We start from the raw sequence: 16,910 nt of genomic DNA, 5'->3' as shown, positions 1-16,910 counted from the left end.
CAATCCGCCACGCAATCCCGTGGCGGCGTGTTTACCTCGTGGCGGCGCACGCGACACGTGATCAGCGGCGGGCCCGCAGGGGAACGCCGATGTCCTGCAGGATGCGGGCGAGCGGCGCGCGGTCCCGCACGTCGTCGGCGTCGCACCGGCCGATGCGGGCCACCTGCCCGGTGCGCAACAATCGCCGCTCCCTGGCCTTCTCCGCCTTCACCACCTCCGACGGTGCCAGCCCGCCCCGGACCGCCTCGTGGTCGTACTTGACCTTGCCGTCGAACTCGAGGACGGACCCGCCGAACACGAAGTCGCAGCGACCCGCCAGCCCCTGCTCGTCGAAGAACTCGACCTGCATGAGAGGTGCGGGTGCCCCGAGTTCGTGCACCGCGACCCGACACAGGGACTCGCCACCGTTCTCGGGCCACGGCGACGCGAACGCGACGACCCGTCGAGCGCCCTCGAGCCCGCGCACCCCCGTCGCGTCCTCGAGGCGCGAGGCGAACTCGCGGCGGGCGGGGACGACCGCGGCCTCCACCCGAGCCCGGTGCCGTTCGGAGTCGGCGGGCGTGCGCGAGGCACGTCGGGCGAAGCACCCCGCCCGGTCGGCCGCCCGGCGCAGGACGGCGTCGGCGCAGAGCACCCCGTCGGCGAAGGGGCGAGCGCGCGCGACGTCGAGAGCCGTCCGGGACTCCGAGGTGGTCCGGATGCCGTCCACGTCGACGACGTCCGCTTCGTCGACCGGCCCAGGGTGTCTGACCACGCGTCCACCCGTCCGGACCCGGTCCCGAGCCGGGTCGAGGACGTGCACGCGCGTCCCCGCGCCGTGCACGGAGGGCAGCTCGTGGACGGCGGCGGCCGACTCGTGCGACACGACCGTGTCGGGCGGAAGCCCCGCCAGGACGGCACGGACCCGCACCAGATGGCGATCGCGCGCGGAGAGCCTCAGCCAGTCGTCCGTCGTCACGTAGGCACCGGGGTGCACCCGGACCGCCAGACCTCGCCGGGTGTCTCGCCGGAGGGCCTCCGCCTCTCGGCTGTGGGTTCCGTGTGTCGACACGAAGGTGATCGCGGGCTGGGGTCGGGGCGGCATGGCCTCGATGGTGCCGGGTCGGTCGACGACGCCTGGGCGCCCCGCGGCAGCCTGTGCAGAACTCGTCCCCTCGGGCGCCGGTGGACGACACGTCCTCTGCCGTCCCATCCCGCCACCCCGCCACGAACTAAACAACCCGCCACACGATTGCGTGGCGGGGTGTTTAGTTCGTGGCGGGGTGGCCCGGCAGCGGCGGCGGCGCAGGAGGCGCGGCGGCGGGCTACGCGCCGGTCACCTTGCCGGGGTTGAAGACGCGTCCCGGGTCGGCCGAGTCGAACAGCCCCTGCATGACGGCCACGCCCTCGGCCGAGACGTCCTGGGCGAGCCAGGGCTGGTGCTCGAGTCCGACGCCGTGGTGGTGGGACACGGTGGCGCCGGTGTCGATGAACGCCTGCTGGATGGCGTGCTTGACCACGTCGTACTCGGCCTCGGCGTCGGCGCCGTGCTCGAAGGCGAAGGTGAAGTAGAGGCACGCGCCCGCGTGGTACGAGTGCGACAGGTGGCCCATGATCCAGCCCTGCTTGCCGATCGAGTCGAAGGCCTGGTTCGCCGCGGCGTAGACGCGGGACGAGACGAGGCGCAGCTTCGACCACGGTGCGGCGGTCTCGGAGACGTCCGCCGCGCCTCCGTGGTCCATGAAGAAGTCGCGCAGGTAGGGCGTGTCGAACTTCTTCTGGTCGTAGAGCTTGCCGGGGCCCTTGCCGACGCTCATGCCCTTGTTCGCCTTGACGATCTTGCCGACGATCTTCTGCGTGTGGGCGACGTGCTCGGGGCTGCCCTCGTAGCCGATGAACGACAGGCACATCGCGTCGACGTCCCACCCCTTGGCCTTGAGCACCTTGGGCAGGGCGTCGGAGACGACCTTCGAGATGCCCGTGCTGGCCTTCGAGGTCGCGAACGAGAACGCGGTCTCGTGCGCGTCGCTGACGCGGGTGACCGAGGGGTGCGCGTCGCTCTCGGCGATGGCCTGCATGGCGGCGAGGCCGTCGTGCCAGGACGGGAACAGGTAGGCGAGGATCTCGCGCTTCTCGGGCAGGCGGTGCACCTGGGCCGTGACCTCGGTGATGACGCCCAGGCGCCCCTCGCTGCCGATGATCATCTCGCGCAGCGACGGCCCCGTCGACGCGCTCGGCACGGCGCGGATCGACAGCACCCCACCCGGGCGGACGACGCGCAGGCCCTTGGTGATGTCGGCGATGTCGCCGTACTTGTCGCTCTGCATGCCCGACGAGCGGGTGGCGACCCAGCCGCCCAGCGTCGAGTGGGTGAAGCTGTCGGGGAAGTGCCCGAGGGTCCACCCGCGGGCGTTCAGCTGCTCTTCGAGGTCGGGGCCCTGGCCGCCGGCCTGGATGCGGGCGAGGCCGCCGTCCTCGTCGATGTCGAGCACGCGGTCGAGGCGTCCCATGTCGAGCGACACGACCGTGCGCTCCTCGGTCGGCAGCGGCTCGAGGCTGCCGACGATGTTGCTGCCGCCGCCGAAGGGGATCAAAACGAGGTCGCTGGCCACGGCCAGGTCGACGATGCGCTGGATCTCGTCCTCGTCGGCCGGGTACACGACGACGTCCGGCACGCGCTCGAGGCGGCCGGCGCGGATGCGGATCAGGTCGCGGATGCTCTTGCCGTAGGTGTGCACGACGCGGTCGAGGTCGTCGGTGACGACCTGGCCGTCGCCCACGATCTGCACGAGCGAGTCGAGCACCTCGGTGCCGGCGCGCGAGGCGGGCACGTCGAGGTCGTCGAACGAGAGCCCGGTGTCGTGCCCCTGGGACAGCTCGACGCCGACGATCTTCTTCACGAAGGGAGCGAAGCCCGGCTTGTCGTCGTGGTGGAACGCGACGCCCTCGACGCCCCAGCCCCACCACTTCATGTGCTTGACGCCGTCGACGGCGGCACTCTTCTTCTGCTGGACGTCGGTCACGGGCGTTCTCCTTCGAGCGGGTCTGACGAGCCCAGGATGCGGGCGGTGTTGGCGTCCTTGAGACGCAGGATCTCGGTGCGCACGCGCGTCGAGAAGTCGGCGACGGACTCGCCGTCGCGGGGTCGCATCGGGTCGCCGAACGCGACGCCGACGGGCAGCCGCCCGGGACGGGGCCAGCTGCGGCCCCGGGGCTGCGCGATGTTCGCGCCGATCAGGGCGAGCGGCACGACGGGGACGCCGCAGGCCGACGCGAGCGCCGCGGCACCGGGCTTGAAGGCGGCCACCGTGCCGTCCTTCGAGCGGGTGCCCTCGGGGAAGACCAGCACGGGGTAGCCGCGCTGCAGCAGCGACCGGGCGCTCACGGTCGGCTGGCCGTGACGCCCCCGCGCGGCCGCCTTGGCCGCGGCCCGCCGACGGGCCGAGCTCTGCGGAGTCGACCCTGCCGAGGCCCCGGACGAGGAGGCGCGGGTCGCGTCGACCGCGGACGCCGCCGTCCCCGACCCCCGCTGCACCGGGAACGCGTTGAAGAACAGCTCGGTCAGCTGACGCCGCCACGGCACGTCGAAGAAGTAGTCGGCGGCGGCCCCGGTCGCGAGGTAGCGCGCGAGCTTGCGGGGCAGGGCGCCGAGGATGAGCGGGGCGTCGAGGTGGCTCGAGTGGTTCGCCACCACGATGAAGCCGCCCGTGAGGCCCTCGACGCGGTCGCGGTCGATGACCGTCACGTCGGTGATCGACCAGATGGTCGGCTTGAGCACCATGCGCTGGGCGACGTAGCGCGCCATCGCGTGGCGGCGCGAGCTGAACCGGTCGCGCACGTCGCTGGCCACGTCGCCTGCGCGCTGCGCCACGTCGCCGGCCCGCTGCGCGACGTCGGCGCGGACGTCGTCGACGCGCTGTGCCACGGCGTCGAGGCGGGCGTGTTCGCGGCGCCGGTCGCGGTCGTGCCGCACGCTCACCGTCCCACCGGCTCGCGGCGGCTCGACGAGATCGCCGCGGACGCCGCCCGGACGGCACCCTTGGGGGCGTGCCGGACCAATCCCATCAGCACCTTGTACCGAAGCGTGGGCATGGAGATCACCTTGCCTTTGTCGACGTCGCGCAGGCACGCGACGACCAGTTGTTCGGTGCTGAGCCACAGGGCGTTGGGTATCGACGACGACTTTATGCCGGCACGCTGATGGAACTCGGTCCGCACCCAGCCCGGCAGCAGCGCCGTCACGCCCACGCCGGTGCCCCGGAGCTCGACCGAGAGGCCCTCGCTGTAGGACGTGACCCACGCCTTGATCGCCGAGTAGCTGCCCATCGCCATGAGGCCGGCGGTGCTCGAGACGTTCACGATTCGGCCGTGCCCGCGCTCGCGCATGGCCCGCGCGGCGGCACCCGAGAGCACGAGCACGGCCCGGCACATGACCTCGAACGCGAGGTCGTGTGCGGCGACGTCGGGGGAGGTCAGCGGGGTGTGCATGCCGAAGCCGGCATTGTTCACGAGCAGGTCGACGGGGCGGGTCGGATCGGCCAGCCGCTCGGCGACCCGGTCGACGTCGTGGCGATCGCCGAGGTCGGCGGCGAGCACCTCGACGTCGCGGCCGAGGGCGCGCAGCGCGGTCGCCGTCTCGTCGAGTCGGGTGAGGTCACGGGCGACCAGGACGATGTCCCAGCCGCGCGTGGCGAGTTGGCGGGCGAATTCGGCTCCGATGCCGGACGTGCCCCCGGTGACGAGCGCTACAGCCATGCCGCTTACGATACGGTGCTGAGAGCAGACTGCGCGCATCGAGACACGTTCGAGGCCCTTCTCGCCTCGTCCCTTTCTGCCCCGGAGGTCCACCCGTCATGACGACCAGAGATGCCCCGCGCGCCGACCTCGACTTCGACATCCGCGAGTTCACCAAGACCGCCCAGGGCAACTGGCGTCCCGACCTCGACCTGTCCGGCTTCGTCGACGCCCCTCTCGGGGCGGACGCCCTGCGCCTGGTCCGCCACCTCGGCCGACTCGAGAGCGCGACGATGGAGAACCTGCGCAACCTGCTCGTCACGGCCACGCACAAGGACACTCGGGTGACGGCGTTCCTGGTCACCTGGGCGTTCGAGAAGTTCTGGCTGGCCGACGCCCTCGACGCCGTCCTCGAAGCCCACGACGAGCCCCGCAACCGCGACGTGCCCGAGGGGGCGAAGCGCCACGCCGCCTCCGAGGCGACCGAGCGCCGCGGTCCGATCACCCGGGCCCTGCAGGCCGTCACGGTCGGATCGCCGATCGTCGCCGTCCACACCACCACCGGCGCCGTCGACGAATGGGTGCTCCGAGAGGCATACGACCGTCTCGACGAGCTCGGCGCCCACCCGACGCTGACGACCGTCGTCGACCGGGCACGGGTGGTGAAGGCCCGTCACGAGCGCTTCTTCGCCAGCGAGGCCGACTGGCGCCTGCGCGACTCGCGCCGCGCGGTGAAGATGACCCGCGCCTCCTTGCTGACGGCCGTCTGGCCGGTCGGCGCCGTCGAGCGCGCCGACTCCGAGCGGACCTTCTTCGACGCCACCGTGTTCGGCGGGGCCGAGGGCCACGTGCGGGCCGACCGCGTGGGCGCCCTCGTCGCCGACCTGCCGGGCCTGGACGCCGCCGTCGCGGCGGCCGTGACCAGAAAGCTGACCGCATGAGCTCCACTCCCGGCCTCGCACTGCCCGACCGGACCCCCGGCGCCACCCGGGTCGACCTCGGCGACTCGCACGTCCTGCTGACCGGCGGCACCGGCTTCGTCGGCCAGGCGATCCTCGAGCGGTTGCTCTCGTCGCACCCCGGCACGACCGTGACCCTGCTGATCCGCCCCAAGGCGGGCACGTCGGCCGAGGGCCGCCTGCGGCACCTGCTGAAGAAGCCGGTCTTCGCGTCGTGGCGCGAGGCCGTCGGGCCCGAGGGCGTCGAGGGCGCGCTCACCGCGCGCCTCCGGGTGATCGAGAGCGGGCTCGGCGACCTGCCCGACCTGCCCGCCGACCTCGACGTCGTGATCCACAGCGCCTCGACGGTGTCGTTCGACCCGCCCATCGACCAGGCCTTCGAGACCAACGTGGGCGGCGCGGTCGGGCTGTACGAGGCCCTGGCGAAGACCGGCACCGACCCGCACGTCGTGCACGTGTCGACGGCCTACGTCGGCGGCATCCGCAAGGGCGTGTTCCCCGAGGCGTCCCTCGGCCACAGCGTCGACTGGCGGGCCGAGCGTGCCGCCGCCGCCGACGCCCGCGCCCGCGTCGAGGCCGCCTCGCGCCAGCCCGAGACCCTGCGCGGGTTCCTCGCGCAGGGTCGTGCGGCGCACGGCAAGACCGGACCGCAGGCGGTCGCGGCCGCGGCAGAGGAGGCGCGGGTCGCCTGGGTCAAGGCACGTCTGGTCGACTACGGGCGCACCCGGGCCGAGACGCTCGGCTGGACCGACGTCTACACGTTGACCAAGGCGTTCGCCGAGCGGGCCGCCGAAGAGCTGTGGGCCGGGGCCGGGCACCGCCTGTCGGTCGTCCGGCCGGCGATCGTCGAGAGCGCCCACCGCCACCCCTACCCCGGGTGGATCGACGGCTTCAAGGTCGCCGACCCGCTGATCATGTCGTACGCCCGTGGTCTGCTGCCCGAGTTCCCCGGGGTGCCCGACAGCGTGCTCGACGTGATCCCGGTCGACTACGTGGTCAACGTGATCCTGGCCGTCGCGGCCAACCCGGTCGAGGCCGGCAGCCCGCAGTACTTCCACGCGAGCTCGGGCGGGAGCAACCCGTTCTCGATCCTGCGCATGTTCGAGAACCTCAAGACGTTCTTCACGGCGAACCCGTTGCCCCGCGACGAGCACTCGTCGATCGAGGCCCCGCACTGGAACTTCCCGGGGGTGCGCAAGGTCGAGGGCGCCATCCGCACCGCGAACCGCGTCAACGACGTGCGCGAGGCCGTGCTCAGCCGCCTGCCGAGCACGCAGCGCACCCGCACGGCACTCGCCACGGTGCAGACCCGCCGGGCCGACCTCGAGTCGCTGCAGAGCCTCACCGACCTGTACCGCCACTACGTGCAGTCCGAGATCATCTTCGACGACCGCCGCACGAGGGCGCTGCACGCCGGGTTGCCCGTGGGGTCGCCCGCCGACGTCGGCTTCGACGTCACCGACCTCGACTGGGAGGCCTACTTCCAAGAGGTGCACTTCCCGTCGATCACCTCGATGACGCGGGCCTTCTCGGTGCGCCCCGCCGCGACCGCCGTCGTCGCCGACACCCGGGCCCTGCCGCGACGCGACGACGTCGTGGCCGTCTTCGACCTCGAGGGCACGGTGCTGTCGAGCAACATCGTCGAGCAGTACCTCTGGGTGCGCTCGGCCGGCTTGCGCAAGGCCGCGTGGCCCGGCGAGGTCGCCAGCCTGCTCACCTCGCTGCCCCGCTACCTGCGTGCCGAGGGCCGCGACCGCGGCGAGTTCATCCGCACCTTCTCGCGACGGTACGAGGGCATGCCGGTCTCGCGCCTGTCGGGTGTCGTGCGGTCGAAGGGCTACGCCGAGACCGTCCTGCGCCACACCCTGCCCGACGCGCTGGCACGGCTCGCCGAGCACCGCGCCGCAGGGCACCGCACGGTGCTGGTCACCGGCTCGATCGACACCCTGACGACGCCGTTGGCGCACCTCTTCGACGAGGTCGTCGCCAGCACGATGCACCACCGCGACGGGGTCTACACCGGCTACCTCGCCCAGCCGCCGCTCGTCGACGAGGCCCGTGCCGCCTGGCTGCGCCAGTACGCCCAGGCGAACGACATCGACCTCTCGGGGTCGTACGGGTATGGTGACTCGTTCGCCGACCTCGCCTGGCTCGAGATGGTCGGCCACCCGAACGCGGTCAACCCCGACAGCAATCTGGCACGCGAGGCGCTCCGAAGAAGATGGAGCATCCGCGACTGGACGCGCGGCGGCACCAGCAGCACGAGCGGCACCAGCGGCACCACAGCGAAAGGAGACGGAGGCAGGGCCTGAGCCCGCGCCTCCTGACATCACATGGCCTTCGACATCGACAAGTTCGCCGCGACCTCCGAACGACTGAGCTGGGACGACCTCGACCTCGACCACTTCCGCGAGAACCCGCTGTCGGCCGACTCGCTGCGCACCCTGCGCTACATGGCCGACGTCGAGTACCACACGGTCTGCTACACCCGTGACCTGCTGACGACTCCTTCTCACAAGGAGAACGAGATGACCACGTTCATGACGATGTGGAACCGCGAGGAGTTCTGGCACGGCGAGGCCCTCGCCGCCATCCTCGAGGTGCACGGCATCACGGTCGACTACGACCAGCTGCGGGCCAACCGCCTGAAGCTCGGTTGGCGCGAGCGCCTCGACCCGGTCAAGCAGGGCCTGCTCGGCAAGATCGTCGGCTCGGACTTCGTCGCCGTCCACATGTCGTGGGGTGCCGCGAACGAGTACTCGGCCGTGTCGGCCTACAAGCGCATGGCCGAGCTCGAGAAGGACCCCGTGCTGGCCGAGCTGCTCAAGCGCATCGCGAAGCAGGAGAGCCGCCACGTGGCCTTCTACGTCTCGCAGGCCCGCGAGCGCCTGCTCGCGAGCAAGAAGGCGCAGAAGCTGACGCGCTTCCTGCTGTCGAAGGTCTGGGCGCCGGTCGGCTCGTCGATCATGGAGGTCGACGACGTCAAGTTCGTCTTCGGCCAGCTGATGAGCGGCGAGGAGGGTCGCAAGGCGGCCGTCAAGCTCGACCAGAACATCTCGAACCTGCCCGGCATGAGCGGCCTGACGATCTTCCAGAAGGCCCTCGACGGTCTCGGCATCCGTGCCGACTCCCCCGCCGGCGGTTCGGTCGCCACGGCGTGAAGACGAGTCACCTGCGGCACTTCCTCGTCGCCGCCGAGGTGCTGCACTTCCCGGTGGCGGCCGACAAGCTCGGCATCTCGCGGCAGAAGCTCGAGTCGTCGATCGAGGCGCTCGAGCTCGAGTTCGGGGCCAAGCTCTTCGACCGGGACGTCACGCCCTACCGGCTGACGAAGGCCGGCAAGGCCGCGATCGTCGTCGCGGAAGACGAGCTGGCGAGCCCGTCGACCCCGACCCCGCCGCCACCCCCGCCCGCCGGGGGCAAGGCCAAGGCGTCCAAGGGCAAGGGGCGCACGCCCGCGGTCAAGGGCCAGCCGAAGCCGTTCAAGAAGCGCCAGGGCCGCTAGGCCAGCAGCCCGCCACGAAATGAACACTGCGCCATCGGATTGCGTGGCGCGGTGCTTAGTTCGTGGCGGCGTCAGGCCCGACCGTGGCGAACCAGTCCGCGTAGCGCGTGTTGCGTGCCATGCGGCGGGTCTCGTCGGGGGCGTCGTCCTCCCACCACACCGGGCCGCGTTCGCCGAGCGAGGTCTTCGCGGCGTCGACCCGGGCCCGGGCGGCCTCGACGGCGGCAGCGTCGTCGTCGGCCAGCGCCGTCTTCTTCGCGCGCCGCGCCTCCATCAGCTCGTGGACCAGGGAGGCGCGGGTCGCCTCGTCGAGGCGGGGGTCCGTCCGCCGCCACAGCCGGCCGCGCACCACGAGGTACCGCCCGTCGGGCGTGACCAGCGGTGCAGCACTCACGACCTCGAGTCTGCACCGCCGGCCCGCCCCGGGCGCAGCGGTCAGTCGCCCTTGACGTTGACGATCTGCCGCAGCGTGTGGCGGATCGTCACGAGCGACGCCGCGTCGGCCATCACCTGGTCGATCGGCTTGTACGCCGCGGGGATCTCGTCGAGGAACGCGTCGGTGTCGCGGTACTCGATGCCCGTCATGGCCTCGCGCAGCTGCTCGTGCGTGAAGGTCTTCCGCGCGGCGCTCCGCGAGTAGGCGCGACCCGCCCCGTGCGGGGACGACTGCAGGGCGACCGGGTCGCCCCGGCCCTCGACCACGTACGACGCGGTGCCCATCGACCCCGGGATCAACCCCGGCTCACCGGCGCGGGCCGAGATGGCGCCCTTGCGCGACAACCAGACGTCCTTGCCGAAGTGCCGCTCCTGCTGCGTGAAGTTGTGGTGGCAGTTGATGCGCTCCTGCTCGTCGACGGGTGCCCCGACCCAGTCGGCGAACTGCCGCACGACGCGGTCCATCATCTCCTCGCGGTTCAGCAACGCGAACCGCTGGGCCCACCGCAGCTCGGCGACGTACCGGTCGAACTCGGGCGTGCCCTCGACGAGGTAGGCCAGGTCGGGGTCGGGCAGCGTGATCCACCAGCGCTTCATGGCCGCCTGCGCGACCCTGATGTGCGTCCGGGCGATCTTGTTGCCGACGCCCCGGCTGCCCGAGTGCAGGAAGAGCCACACGGCGTCGGTCTCGTCGAGGCTGACCTCGATGAAGTGGTTGCCCGAACCGAGCGTGCCCAGCTGCAGCTGCCAGGTCTTCGCGTACGACGACGGGTCGAAGCCCGCGGCCTCGGCCAGGGCGGTCAGCTCGGCGACGCGCGGCTCGGCCGTCGCCACGACCTTCGCGTTGGCGCGTCCGGCCGAGGTCGGAACGGCACGCTCGATGGCCTCGCGCAGGGGCTTCCGGTCGTCGGGCAGGTCGCCCGCGACGAACTGCGTCCTGACCGCGATCATGCCGCAGCCGATGTCGACCCCGACGGCCGCCGGCATGACGGCGCCGAGCGTCGGGATCACCGACCCGACGGTGGCGCCCAGCCCGAGGTGGGCGTCGGGCATCAGGGCGAGGTGCGGGTAGATGAACGGCATCGTCGACGTCGTCCGTGCCTGCTGCTCGGTGTTCTCCTCGAGCAGGCTTGCCCAGCTGAACAGCCGGGACGTGATCTTCTTCATGGTCCTTTCGATTCTGTGAGGGGGTCGTCGGCCGGGGCGGGCGGACGTCCCCTCGTGCCGCGGCCGTCGAGCCTGCGGTGTCGGAGAGACGAGAACGCCCCGGGCCTCGTGGGCTCGGGGCGTCGGGTGACGTCGTCGGGCCTAGCGGAGGGGGTCGAGAGAGAGCCAGCGTCGCCCGCTATAGGACGTGCCCTCGACGGGCTTGCCGTCGAGCGGCTGCTGGCCGAGGAGGCGCGGCGTGCGTTCGTGCGACATCGCGGCCTCCTCTCGTGCTCTGTCTCGTCGTGCCGACGTGTCCGCACCGTCGGTCGGCGCGGAGGACCGAACTTACATCCCGGGCGTGTCGCGTGTCCAGTGCGACTTCGGTCGGAGGCGGGCCGCCGATCAGGGGCGGGCGACGGCCTGACGAGTGAGTTCGCGCTGCACGCTGAGGGCGAGCTCGCGCAGCATGACGAGGTCGACGCTCTCGACCGTGCGGGGCTCGGGGTCGGCGACGCAGAGGGCCCCGATGCGGACGCCGTCGGGGCTCTCGACCGGATAGCCGGCGTAGAACCGTGCCGGGGCGTCGACGCCGAAGCGCTCGTCCGCCCAGGCGTCCTCGACGACGAACGGTTGACCGCCGGCCACCGTGTGGGCGCAGAACGACAGGGCGGCCGGCATCTCGCGGTCGCCCCCGCCGACGAGCGCCTTGTTCCAGGTGCGATCCGCCGTGACGAGCGAGAACGCGGCGCCGGTCGCGCAGAGCAGGGTCCGCGCCCGTTCGACGATGTCGTCGAAGCGCTCCTCGGGGTCGGTGTCGAGCAGGCCGAGCGCCCGGATCGCCTCGATCCGGTCGACCTCGGCCTGGGGAGCGTGCCGACGCGCCCGCGCGACACCGCCCCCGGCGGACATCTGGGCGTCGAGCATCGGCGCGAGCAGCTCGGCCTGCGCCTCGCCCCAGCGCGCGTACTTGGCGATGAGCTGGTCGCGGTCGTCGTGGCCCGAGAGCGGCGACGGCGGCATCAGCACGTGCACGCGGGGGTGCGTCGAGCAGACGTCGCGGATGATGTCGTTCAGCTCGGCCGCGTGGCGGTCGACGAGCCCGCCGCAGGCGATGCGGAACACGGTGACCTCGCTGGGCGCCTGGATGCCGGTCACCAGCACGGGGCTGCTGGCCCCGCCGGTCTCGGTCTCGATGTGCACCAGCAGGTCGACGAAGGCGCGCCGCCACCTCGTGAGGTCGGTCATCTCGAGGGCGTCGTTGATGCCGGCCACCACGACCACGGCGTCGTACCGCGCGAGGTCGCGGTCGGCGAGCACGCGTCGAGCCGTGGTCACACGCATGGTGGGGTCCGCCAGCACGTCGACGTCGACCCCCCGACCCGTGGACTGCGACACGGCACGTGCGAGATGGCCGGCCAGGCCGAGGTCGTGGCTGCGGACGCCCCACCCCACGGCGGGACCGCTGCCGAACAGCAGCACGCGGTCGGGGCTGACGCCCGGCGCGTGCGCCCGGGCGACCCCCTCGGGCTTCGGCAGCCCGAGCCGACGGTCGAACCAGCGGTTGCGCTGCCGGATCACCCCGTGCAGCACGGGGGTCACGAGACGGTTCATGCCGGGCTCCTCCCACGACGGTGGCCTGATCGACGAGGGCTCTGCGTGGTGAGGGCCGAGCGGTGTCGCTCCATGGTGACCGCCGCGGTCGAGGGGTGCCAGCCCCAGGTCGGGGGCCGTCGCCCGGCGGTCAGACCGACCGCGGGGCGTCGGACCCCGGAGGGGGCTGCGCGAGCAGGCGGGCGATGTCCTCGTCGACGAACGCCCGGAGGCGCTGGTCGCGTTCGTCGTGGTACGCCGGGTCGACCGCCTCGACGGCCGACACCCGGGTGACGATCACGGCCCCGACGTCGCCCCAGGCGCGCTCGACGGCGGCGGACACGATCCCCCCGACGAACTCGTCGTCGGACTGCAGGTCGTCCAGCCTCTCGGCCACGGCCGTGTAGGTCTTCTCGCGGAACCACAGGGTGTCGTCGTCTCCGCGCCGGTAGTCGTGCTGGTGTCGCGAACGCCCCTTGGCCTTCAGGGCCTTGGCCCGTTCGCCACCGATGCGCTCGTTCTGCTCGCGCTGTTCGGCGGCGAGGCGACCGAGGATCGTCCGAACGGCCTCGCGGGTGCGCTCGTGGTCGAAGTGCTCGTGGTCGCGCAACGCACGGATGACGATGGAGTTCGCCACCGACACGACGGCGGCCGCCCGCGAGATGAGGATGCCCTCGGACACGGCGCGCTCGAGGGCCACGGGGTCGGGGGTCGCGGGTTCGGAGGGGAGGGCACGCGCCTTGCCGAACATCGTCGGACCCCTCTCTCGACCGGCCGGACGCCGAGGCGACCGGGTGCGGGCCGACGTCGGGCCCGAGGTCCCATTAAAGACCCGTGCGGGTGCCCACCGTCCCGTCCGGGGACGACGGACACCCGCTCGGGGTGCGGGTCGGGCGTCAGGCCGTCTCGGCCAGGGCCGTCGAGGCCTCGCGGACGAAGTCCTCGAGGTCGTCGGGGTCGCGCGACGTCACGAGCGTGAAGCCCTGCTCGACGTCGGTCACGACCGAGCGGTCCACCCAGGTGCCGCCGGCGTTGCGGACGTCGGTCTGCAACGACGCGAACGACGTGAGCTCCTTGCCCTCGACGAGACCGGCCTCGATCAGGGCCCAGGGCCCGTGGCAGATGGCCGCGATCGGCTTGCCGGCCGACGCGAACGCCTTGACGAGCTCGACGGCGTCGCTCTCGGTGCGCAGGGTGTCGGCGTTGATCGTCCCGCCGGGCACGAGCAGCATGTCGTGGTCGGCGGCGTCGGCCTCGGCGATGGTCGTGTCGGGGCGGACGGACTGGCCGGGGTCCTTGTCGCCGACGAGCGTCTCGACCGGCTCGGTCGAGACGCCGGCGACGACGACGGTGGCGCCCTGTTCGCGCAGCTTCGCGACGGGCACGACGAGCTCGTCCTGCTCGACGCCGTAGTTGGTGACGATCGCGAGGACGCGACGTCCGGTGAGATCGGTGCTTGCCATGGTGATGCTCCTCTCGGGGCCCGTCAGGGGCCCGGTGTGCGACCACCCCCGTCTACGCGGGCGGGCTGGGTCGCGGCTGGCGCGCTGTACCCCGACCGCGCCTCCTCGTCCCGGCGTCAGCTCGCGAGGAGGGCCCGCGCCGTCCCCTCGTCGAGGATGAGGTCGGTGACCAGGCCGGCGGCCAGGGCGCCCCGGACGCTGACGACCTTCGCCTCGCCGGCGACGACGCAGACGCGACGCGGCGTCCGTCGGATGGTGGCCAGGTCGGGCCCGGTGGCCCGCTGGTTGAGCTCGATGTCGGTCGACGAGCCGTCCTCGCGGAAGAAGACCGTCGCGACGTCGCCGACGACGTGGTCGTGGGCGAGGCTGTCGTGGTCGCTCTGCTCGAGGTAGCCCCCCGAGTAGACGTGGCTCGGCACGTGCGCCTCACGCGAACCGACGCCGAAGACGACGAGGTCCATCTCGCCCTGCAGCGACAGGACGCGGCGGGTGCTGCGCTCGCTCCACAGCGCACGCTTGGTGGCGGGGTCGTCGAAGAAGGCCGGCACCGGGAACTGCTGGATCAACGCGCCGTACGCGTGCCCGAAGCGACGGAGGATCTCGCTCGCGTACTCGATGCCGGTGGTGCGGGTGTTGGCCGCTCCGTTCAGCTGGACGAAGACGGTGTTGTGCGTCGTCTTGGGCACCAGGTACCGGCTGACCGCGCTCACGGTCGAGCCCCACGCGACGCCCACGACCATGTTCGAGTCGACGTACTGCGTGAGCGTTCGTGCAGCCGACAGGGCGACTCGGTCGAGGCGGTCGACGTCGCTCGTCTGGTCGGGCACCGGGACGACGTGCGCCACCACGCCGAAGCGCCGGTGCAGGCCGTCGCCGACGGCGGTGGGCTGGTCGAGGGGCGACTTGATCTGGATGTCGACGAGCCCCGTCTCACGAGCCGACTTCAGGAGGCGCGAGACGGACGACCGGGACGTCTGCAGCTCGTGCGCGATGGCCTCCATCGTGAGGTCCTGCATGTAGTAGAGATGCGCCGCGCGCAGCGCCTCCTGCGTGCGTTCGGACTGATCGGCAGCGACCACGGGGACCTCCTTGCACGTTCGTGCAGATACGTTGCACCCAGTGTGCATCGGGACGACGATGAATCTACCGGCCCGCAGGACGAGTCGGTCACCACCACCAGACATCGCATCTCGAAAGAAGCAGTGACCATGTCGAAGAAGACAGACTCGATCCGTCCCAACGTGCAGCGCATCGTCGACCGCCCGACGGCACAGGTGCTCGTCGTCGGCGGTGGCATCAACGGCATCGCGACCTTCCGCGACCTGGCCCTCCAGGGGGTCGACGTCGTGCTCGTCGAGCGTGCCGACTACGCCTCGGGCGCGTCCGCCGCCTCGTCGCACATGATCCACGGTGGCATCCGCTACCTCGAGAACGGCGAGTTCCGCCTCGTCCGCGAGAGCGTCGAGGAGCGCAACGGCCTGCTCAAGATCGCCCCGCACTACGTCAAGCCGCTGCAGACCACGATGCCGATCTTCTCGACGTTCAGCGGCATCATGAACGCCCCCCTGCGCATGCTCACGCACAAGCAGCGCTCCACGAAGGAGCGCGGAGCCCTGCTCATCAAGGTGGGCATGACGATGTACGACTCGTTCTCGCGCGACGGCGGCTCGGTGCCCCGCCACAGGTTCCTCGGGCGCAAGAAGGCCCTCGCCGAGATGCCGCACCTGAACAAGTCCCTCAAGTACACCGGCACCTACTACGACGCCTCGGTCCACGAGCCCGAGCGCCTGGCGCTCGACGTCCTGAAGGACGGCCTGGCCGCCGGCGACAACGCCCGCAGCGCGAACTACCTCGAGGCCGTCGGCACCGCCGACGGCGGCGTGACCCTGCGCGACGTCGTCAGCGGCACCGAGTTCACGGTCAGGGCCGACGTCGTCATCAACGCCTCCGGGCCCTGGACCGACCTCACCAACAAGGCCTTCGGCGCCGAGTCCCAGTACATGGGCGGCACCAAGGGCTCGCACATCGTCGTCGACAGCCCCGAGCTGCTCGAGGCCACCAACGGCCGCGAGATCTTCTTCGAGAACAACGACGGCCGCATCGTGTTGATCTACCCGCTCAAGGGCCGTGTGCTGATCGGCACCACCGACCTCGAGGCCGACATGGCCGAGCCAGCCGTCTGCACCGAAGAAGAGGTCGACTACTTCTTCGACCTGGTCAAGCACGTGTACCCCGACATCGAGCTGAACCGCGACCACATCGTCTACCGCTACTCGGGCGTCCGCCCGCTGCCGAAGCACGACGACCTCGCGGCCGGCTTCGTGTCTCGCGACTACCGCATCGTCGAGACCGAGGTCGCCGAGCTGCCCGGCACGACCGTGCTGAGCCTCGTCGGCGGCAAGTGGACGACCTTCCGCGCCCTGTCGGCCCACCTCTCGACCGAGGCCACGACGAAGCTCGGCGTGCGCCGCTCGGTCGACACGACCGGCATGGCGATCGGCGGCGGCAAGGGGTTCCCGACCACCGACGGGGCCCGCACCACCTGGGTCGCCGCGCACGCGGACGGTCTCGACCGCGACCAGGTCGACCGCTTGCTGACCCGCTACGGCACCCGCGCCTCCGAGGTCATCGAGGTGCTGCTCGACCAGCCGTCGCAGGCCCTCGACGCCGACCCGACCCTGACCACGGCCGAGATCGCCTACTTCGCCGAGCACGAGGACGCCGTCCACCTGACCGACGTCGTCCTGCGCCGCACCAACCTCGCCTTCGTCGGCGGCGTGACGATCGAGTTGCTGACCGAGATCGCCGACGTCATGGCCGACTCGCTCGGCTGGTCGTCCGAGCGGCGCGACGACGAGATCGAGCGCACCCTGACGACCCTGCGCGACGCGCACGGCGTCGAGGTCGCCTCGCAGCACGTGCCGGTGGCGGCACCCGCCACGGCAGCCGCCGAGTAGCGACGTCGGTCCCGGTTCGAGAAGCCCCGCCCCTCCACGGAGGGGCGGGGCTTCGTCGTGCCGTCGGGGCGTCGGGACGTCGACGCATCGGGGCGTCGGGGCAGAATTGACATTCTACTTTCACTGCCCATCGGGCAAC

Annotated in this window: 15 protein-coding genes; 5 read left to right on the top strand and 10 right to left on the bottom strand. The window is 71.7% G+C overall.

Translation table 11 applies throughout. The features are described 5' to 3' along the window. Positions 1-61 precede the first annotated feature (61 nt). From AC3CCI_RS10540 to AC3CCI_RS10525, 4 genes are all read right to left on the bottom strand, one after another. Positions 62-958: a hypothetical protein gene (locus AC3CCI_RS10540; protein ID WP_488627151.1), complete on the bottom strand. Its 897-nt coding sequence runs from the start codon at positions 956-958 to the stop codon at positions 62-64. 346 nt (positions 959-1,304) lie between these two features. Next, the gene (locus AC3CCI_RS10535; protein ID WP_488627150.1) at positions 1,305-3,002 is read right to left on the bottom strand and encodes an FAD-binding oxidoreductase; all 1,698 of its coding nucleotides are present in this window, start codon (positions 3,000-3,002) and stop codon (positions 1,305-1,307) included. Beyond that, positions 2,999-3,958 carry a lysophospholipid acyltransferase family protein gene (locus AC3CCI_RS10530; RefSeq protein ID WP_354594839.1) on the bottom strand — a complete coding sequence of 320 codons (960 nt, stop codon included), beginning with the start codon at positions 3,956-3,958 and terminating at the stop codon, positions 2,999-3,001. Before AC3CCI_RS10530 ends, AC3CCI_RS10535 begins: the two co-directional genes overlap by 4 nt. After that, the gene (locus AC3CCI_RS10525; protein WP_354594840.1) at positions 3,955-4,734 is read right to left on the bottom strand and encodes an SDR family NAD(P)-dependent oxidoreductase; all 780 of its coding nucleotides are present in this window, start codon (positions 4,732-4,734) and stop codon (positions 3,955-3,957) included. The genes AC3CCI_RS10530 and AC3CCI_RS10525 overlap by 4 nt, the downstream gene beginning before the upstream one ends. A 98-nt stretch (positions 4,735-4,832) precedes the next feature. Between AC3CCI_RS10525 and AC3CCI_RS10520 the strand changes: the two genes are divergently transcribed. The 4 genes from AC3CCI_RS10520 to AC3CCI_RS10505 are packed head-to-tail and all read left to right on the top strand — an operon-like array spanning position 4,833 to position 9,177. Continuing rightward, positions 4,833-5,654, top strand: a complete 822-nt coding sequence (locus tag AC3CCI_RS10520; RefSeq protein ID WP_354594841.1) for a hypothetical protein — start codon at positions 4,833-4,835, stop codon at positions 5,652-5,654. Beyond that, positions 5,651-7,984, top strand: a complete 2,334-nt coding sequence (locus tag AC3CCI_RS10515; RefSeq protein ID WP_488627149.1) for an SDR family oxidoreductase — start codon at positions 5,651-5,653, stop codon at positions 7,982-7,984. The genes AC3CCI_RS10520 and AC3CCI_RS10515 overlap by 4 nt, the downstream gene beginning before the upstream one ends. Before the next feature lie 21 nt (positions 7,985-8,005). Next, complete coding sequence (locus AC3CCI_RS10510; protein WP_488627148.1) at positions 8,006-8,833, top strand: ferritin family protein; 828 nt, start codon at positions 8,006-8,008, stop codon at positions 8,831-8,833. Further along, positions 8,830-9,177, top strand: a complete 348-nt coding sequence (locus AC3CCI_RS10505; RefSeq protein WP_354594844.1) for a helix-turn-helix domain-containing protein — start codon at positions 8,830-8,832, stop codon at positions 9,175-9,177. The genes AC3CCI_RS10510 and AC3CCI_RS10505 overlap by 4 nt, the downstream gene beginning before the upstream one ends. Before the next feature lie 55 nt (positions 9,178-9,232). On the opposite strand, the gene AC3CCI_RS10500 is transcribed toward AC3CCI_RS10505, so the two are convergent. From AC3CCI_RS10500 to AC3CCI_RS10475, 6 genes are all read right to left on the bottom strand, one after another. Next, positions 9,233-9,571, bottom strand: coding sequence for a biopolymer transporter Tol (locus tag AC3CCI_RS10500; RefSeq protein WP_488627147.1), 339 nt, complete (start codon positions 9,569-9,571; stop codon positions 9,233-9,235). A 41-nt stretch (positions 9,572-9,612) separates the two neighbouring features. Continuing rightward, positions 9,613-10,779: an RtcB family protein gene (locus AC3CCI_RS10495; RefSeq protein ID WP_488627146.1), complete on the bottom strand. Its 1,167-nt coding sequence runs from the start codon at positions 10,777-10,779 to the stop codon at positions 9,613-9,615. A 384-nt stretch (positions 10,780-11,163) separates the two neighbouring features. Beyond that, a complete protein-coding gene (locus AC3CCI_RS10490; RefSeq protein ID WP_488627145.1) occupies positions 11,164-12,372 on the bottom strand; it encodes a GAF domain-containing protein in 1,209 nt (402 codons plus the stop codon). Between the two features lie 130 nt (positions 12,373-12,502). Then, complete coding sequence (locus AC3CCI_RS10485; protein WP_354594848.1) at positions 12,503-13,102, bottom strand: hypothetical protein; 600 nt, start codon at positions 13,100-13,102, stop codon at positions 12,503-12,505. Positions 13,103-13,247: 145 nt separating this feature from the next. Beyond that, positions 13,248-13,814 carry a type 1 glutamine amidotransferase domain-containing protein gene (locus AC3CCI_RS10480; protein ID WP_354594849.1) on the bottom strand — a complete coding sequence of 189 codons (567 nt, stop codon included), beginning with the start codon at positions 13,812-13,814 and terminating at the stop codon, positions 13,248-13,250. 116 nt (positions 13,815-13,930) lie between these two features. After that, entirely contained in the window at positions 13,931-14,830 is a 900-nt protein-coding gene (locus AC3CCI_RS10475) for a sugar-binding transcriptional regulator (protein ID WP_354594866.1), read from the bottom strand. A 192-nt stretch (positions 14,831-15,022) separates the two neighbouring features. Here AC3CCI_RS10475 and AC3CCI_RS10470 point away from each other — a divergent pair, with 192 nt between their 5' ends. Next, positions 15,023-16,771 carry a glycerol-3-phosphate dehydrogenase/oxidase gene (locus AC3CCI_RS10470; protein WP_488627144.1) on the top strand — a complete coding sequence of 583 codons (1,749 nt, stop codon included), beginning with the start codon at positions 15,023-15,025 and terminating at the stop codon, positions 16,769-16,771. Positions 16,772-16,910: the final 139 nt, after the last annotated feature.

The sequence above is a fragment of the Frigoribacterium sp. CF331 genome, from assembly GCF_057787905.1.
This window is presented reverse-complemented; position numbering and strand designations above follow the sequence as displayed.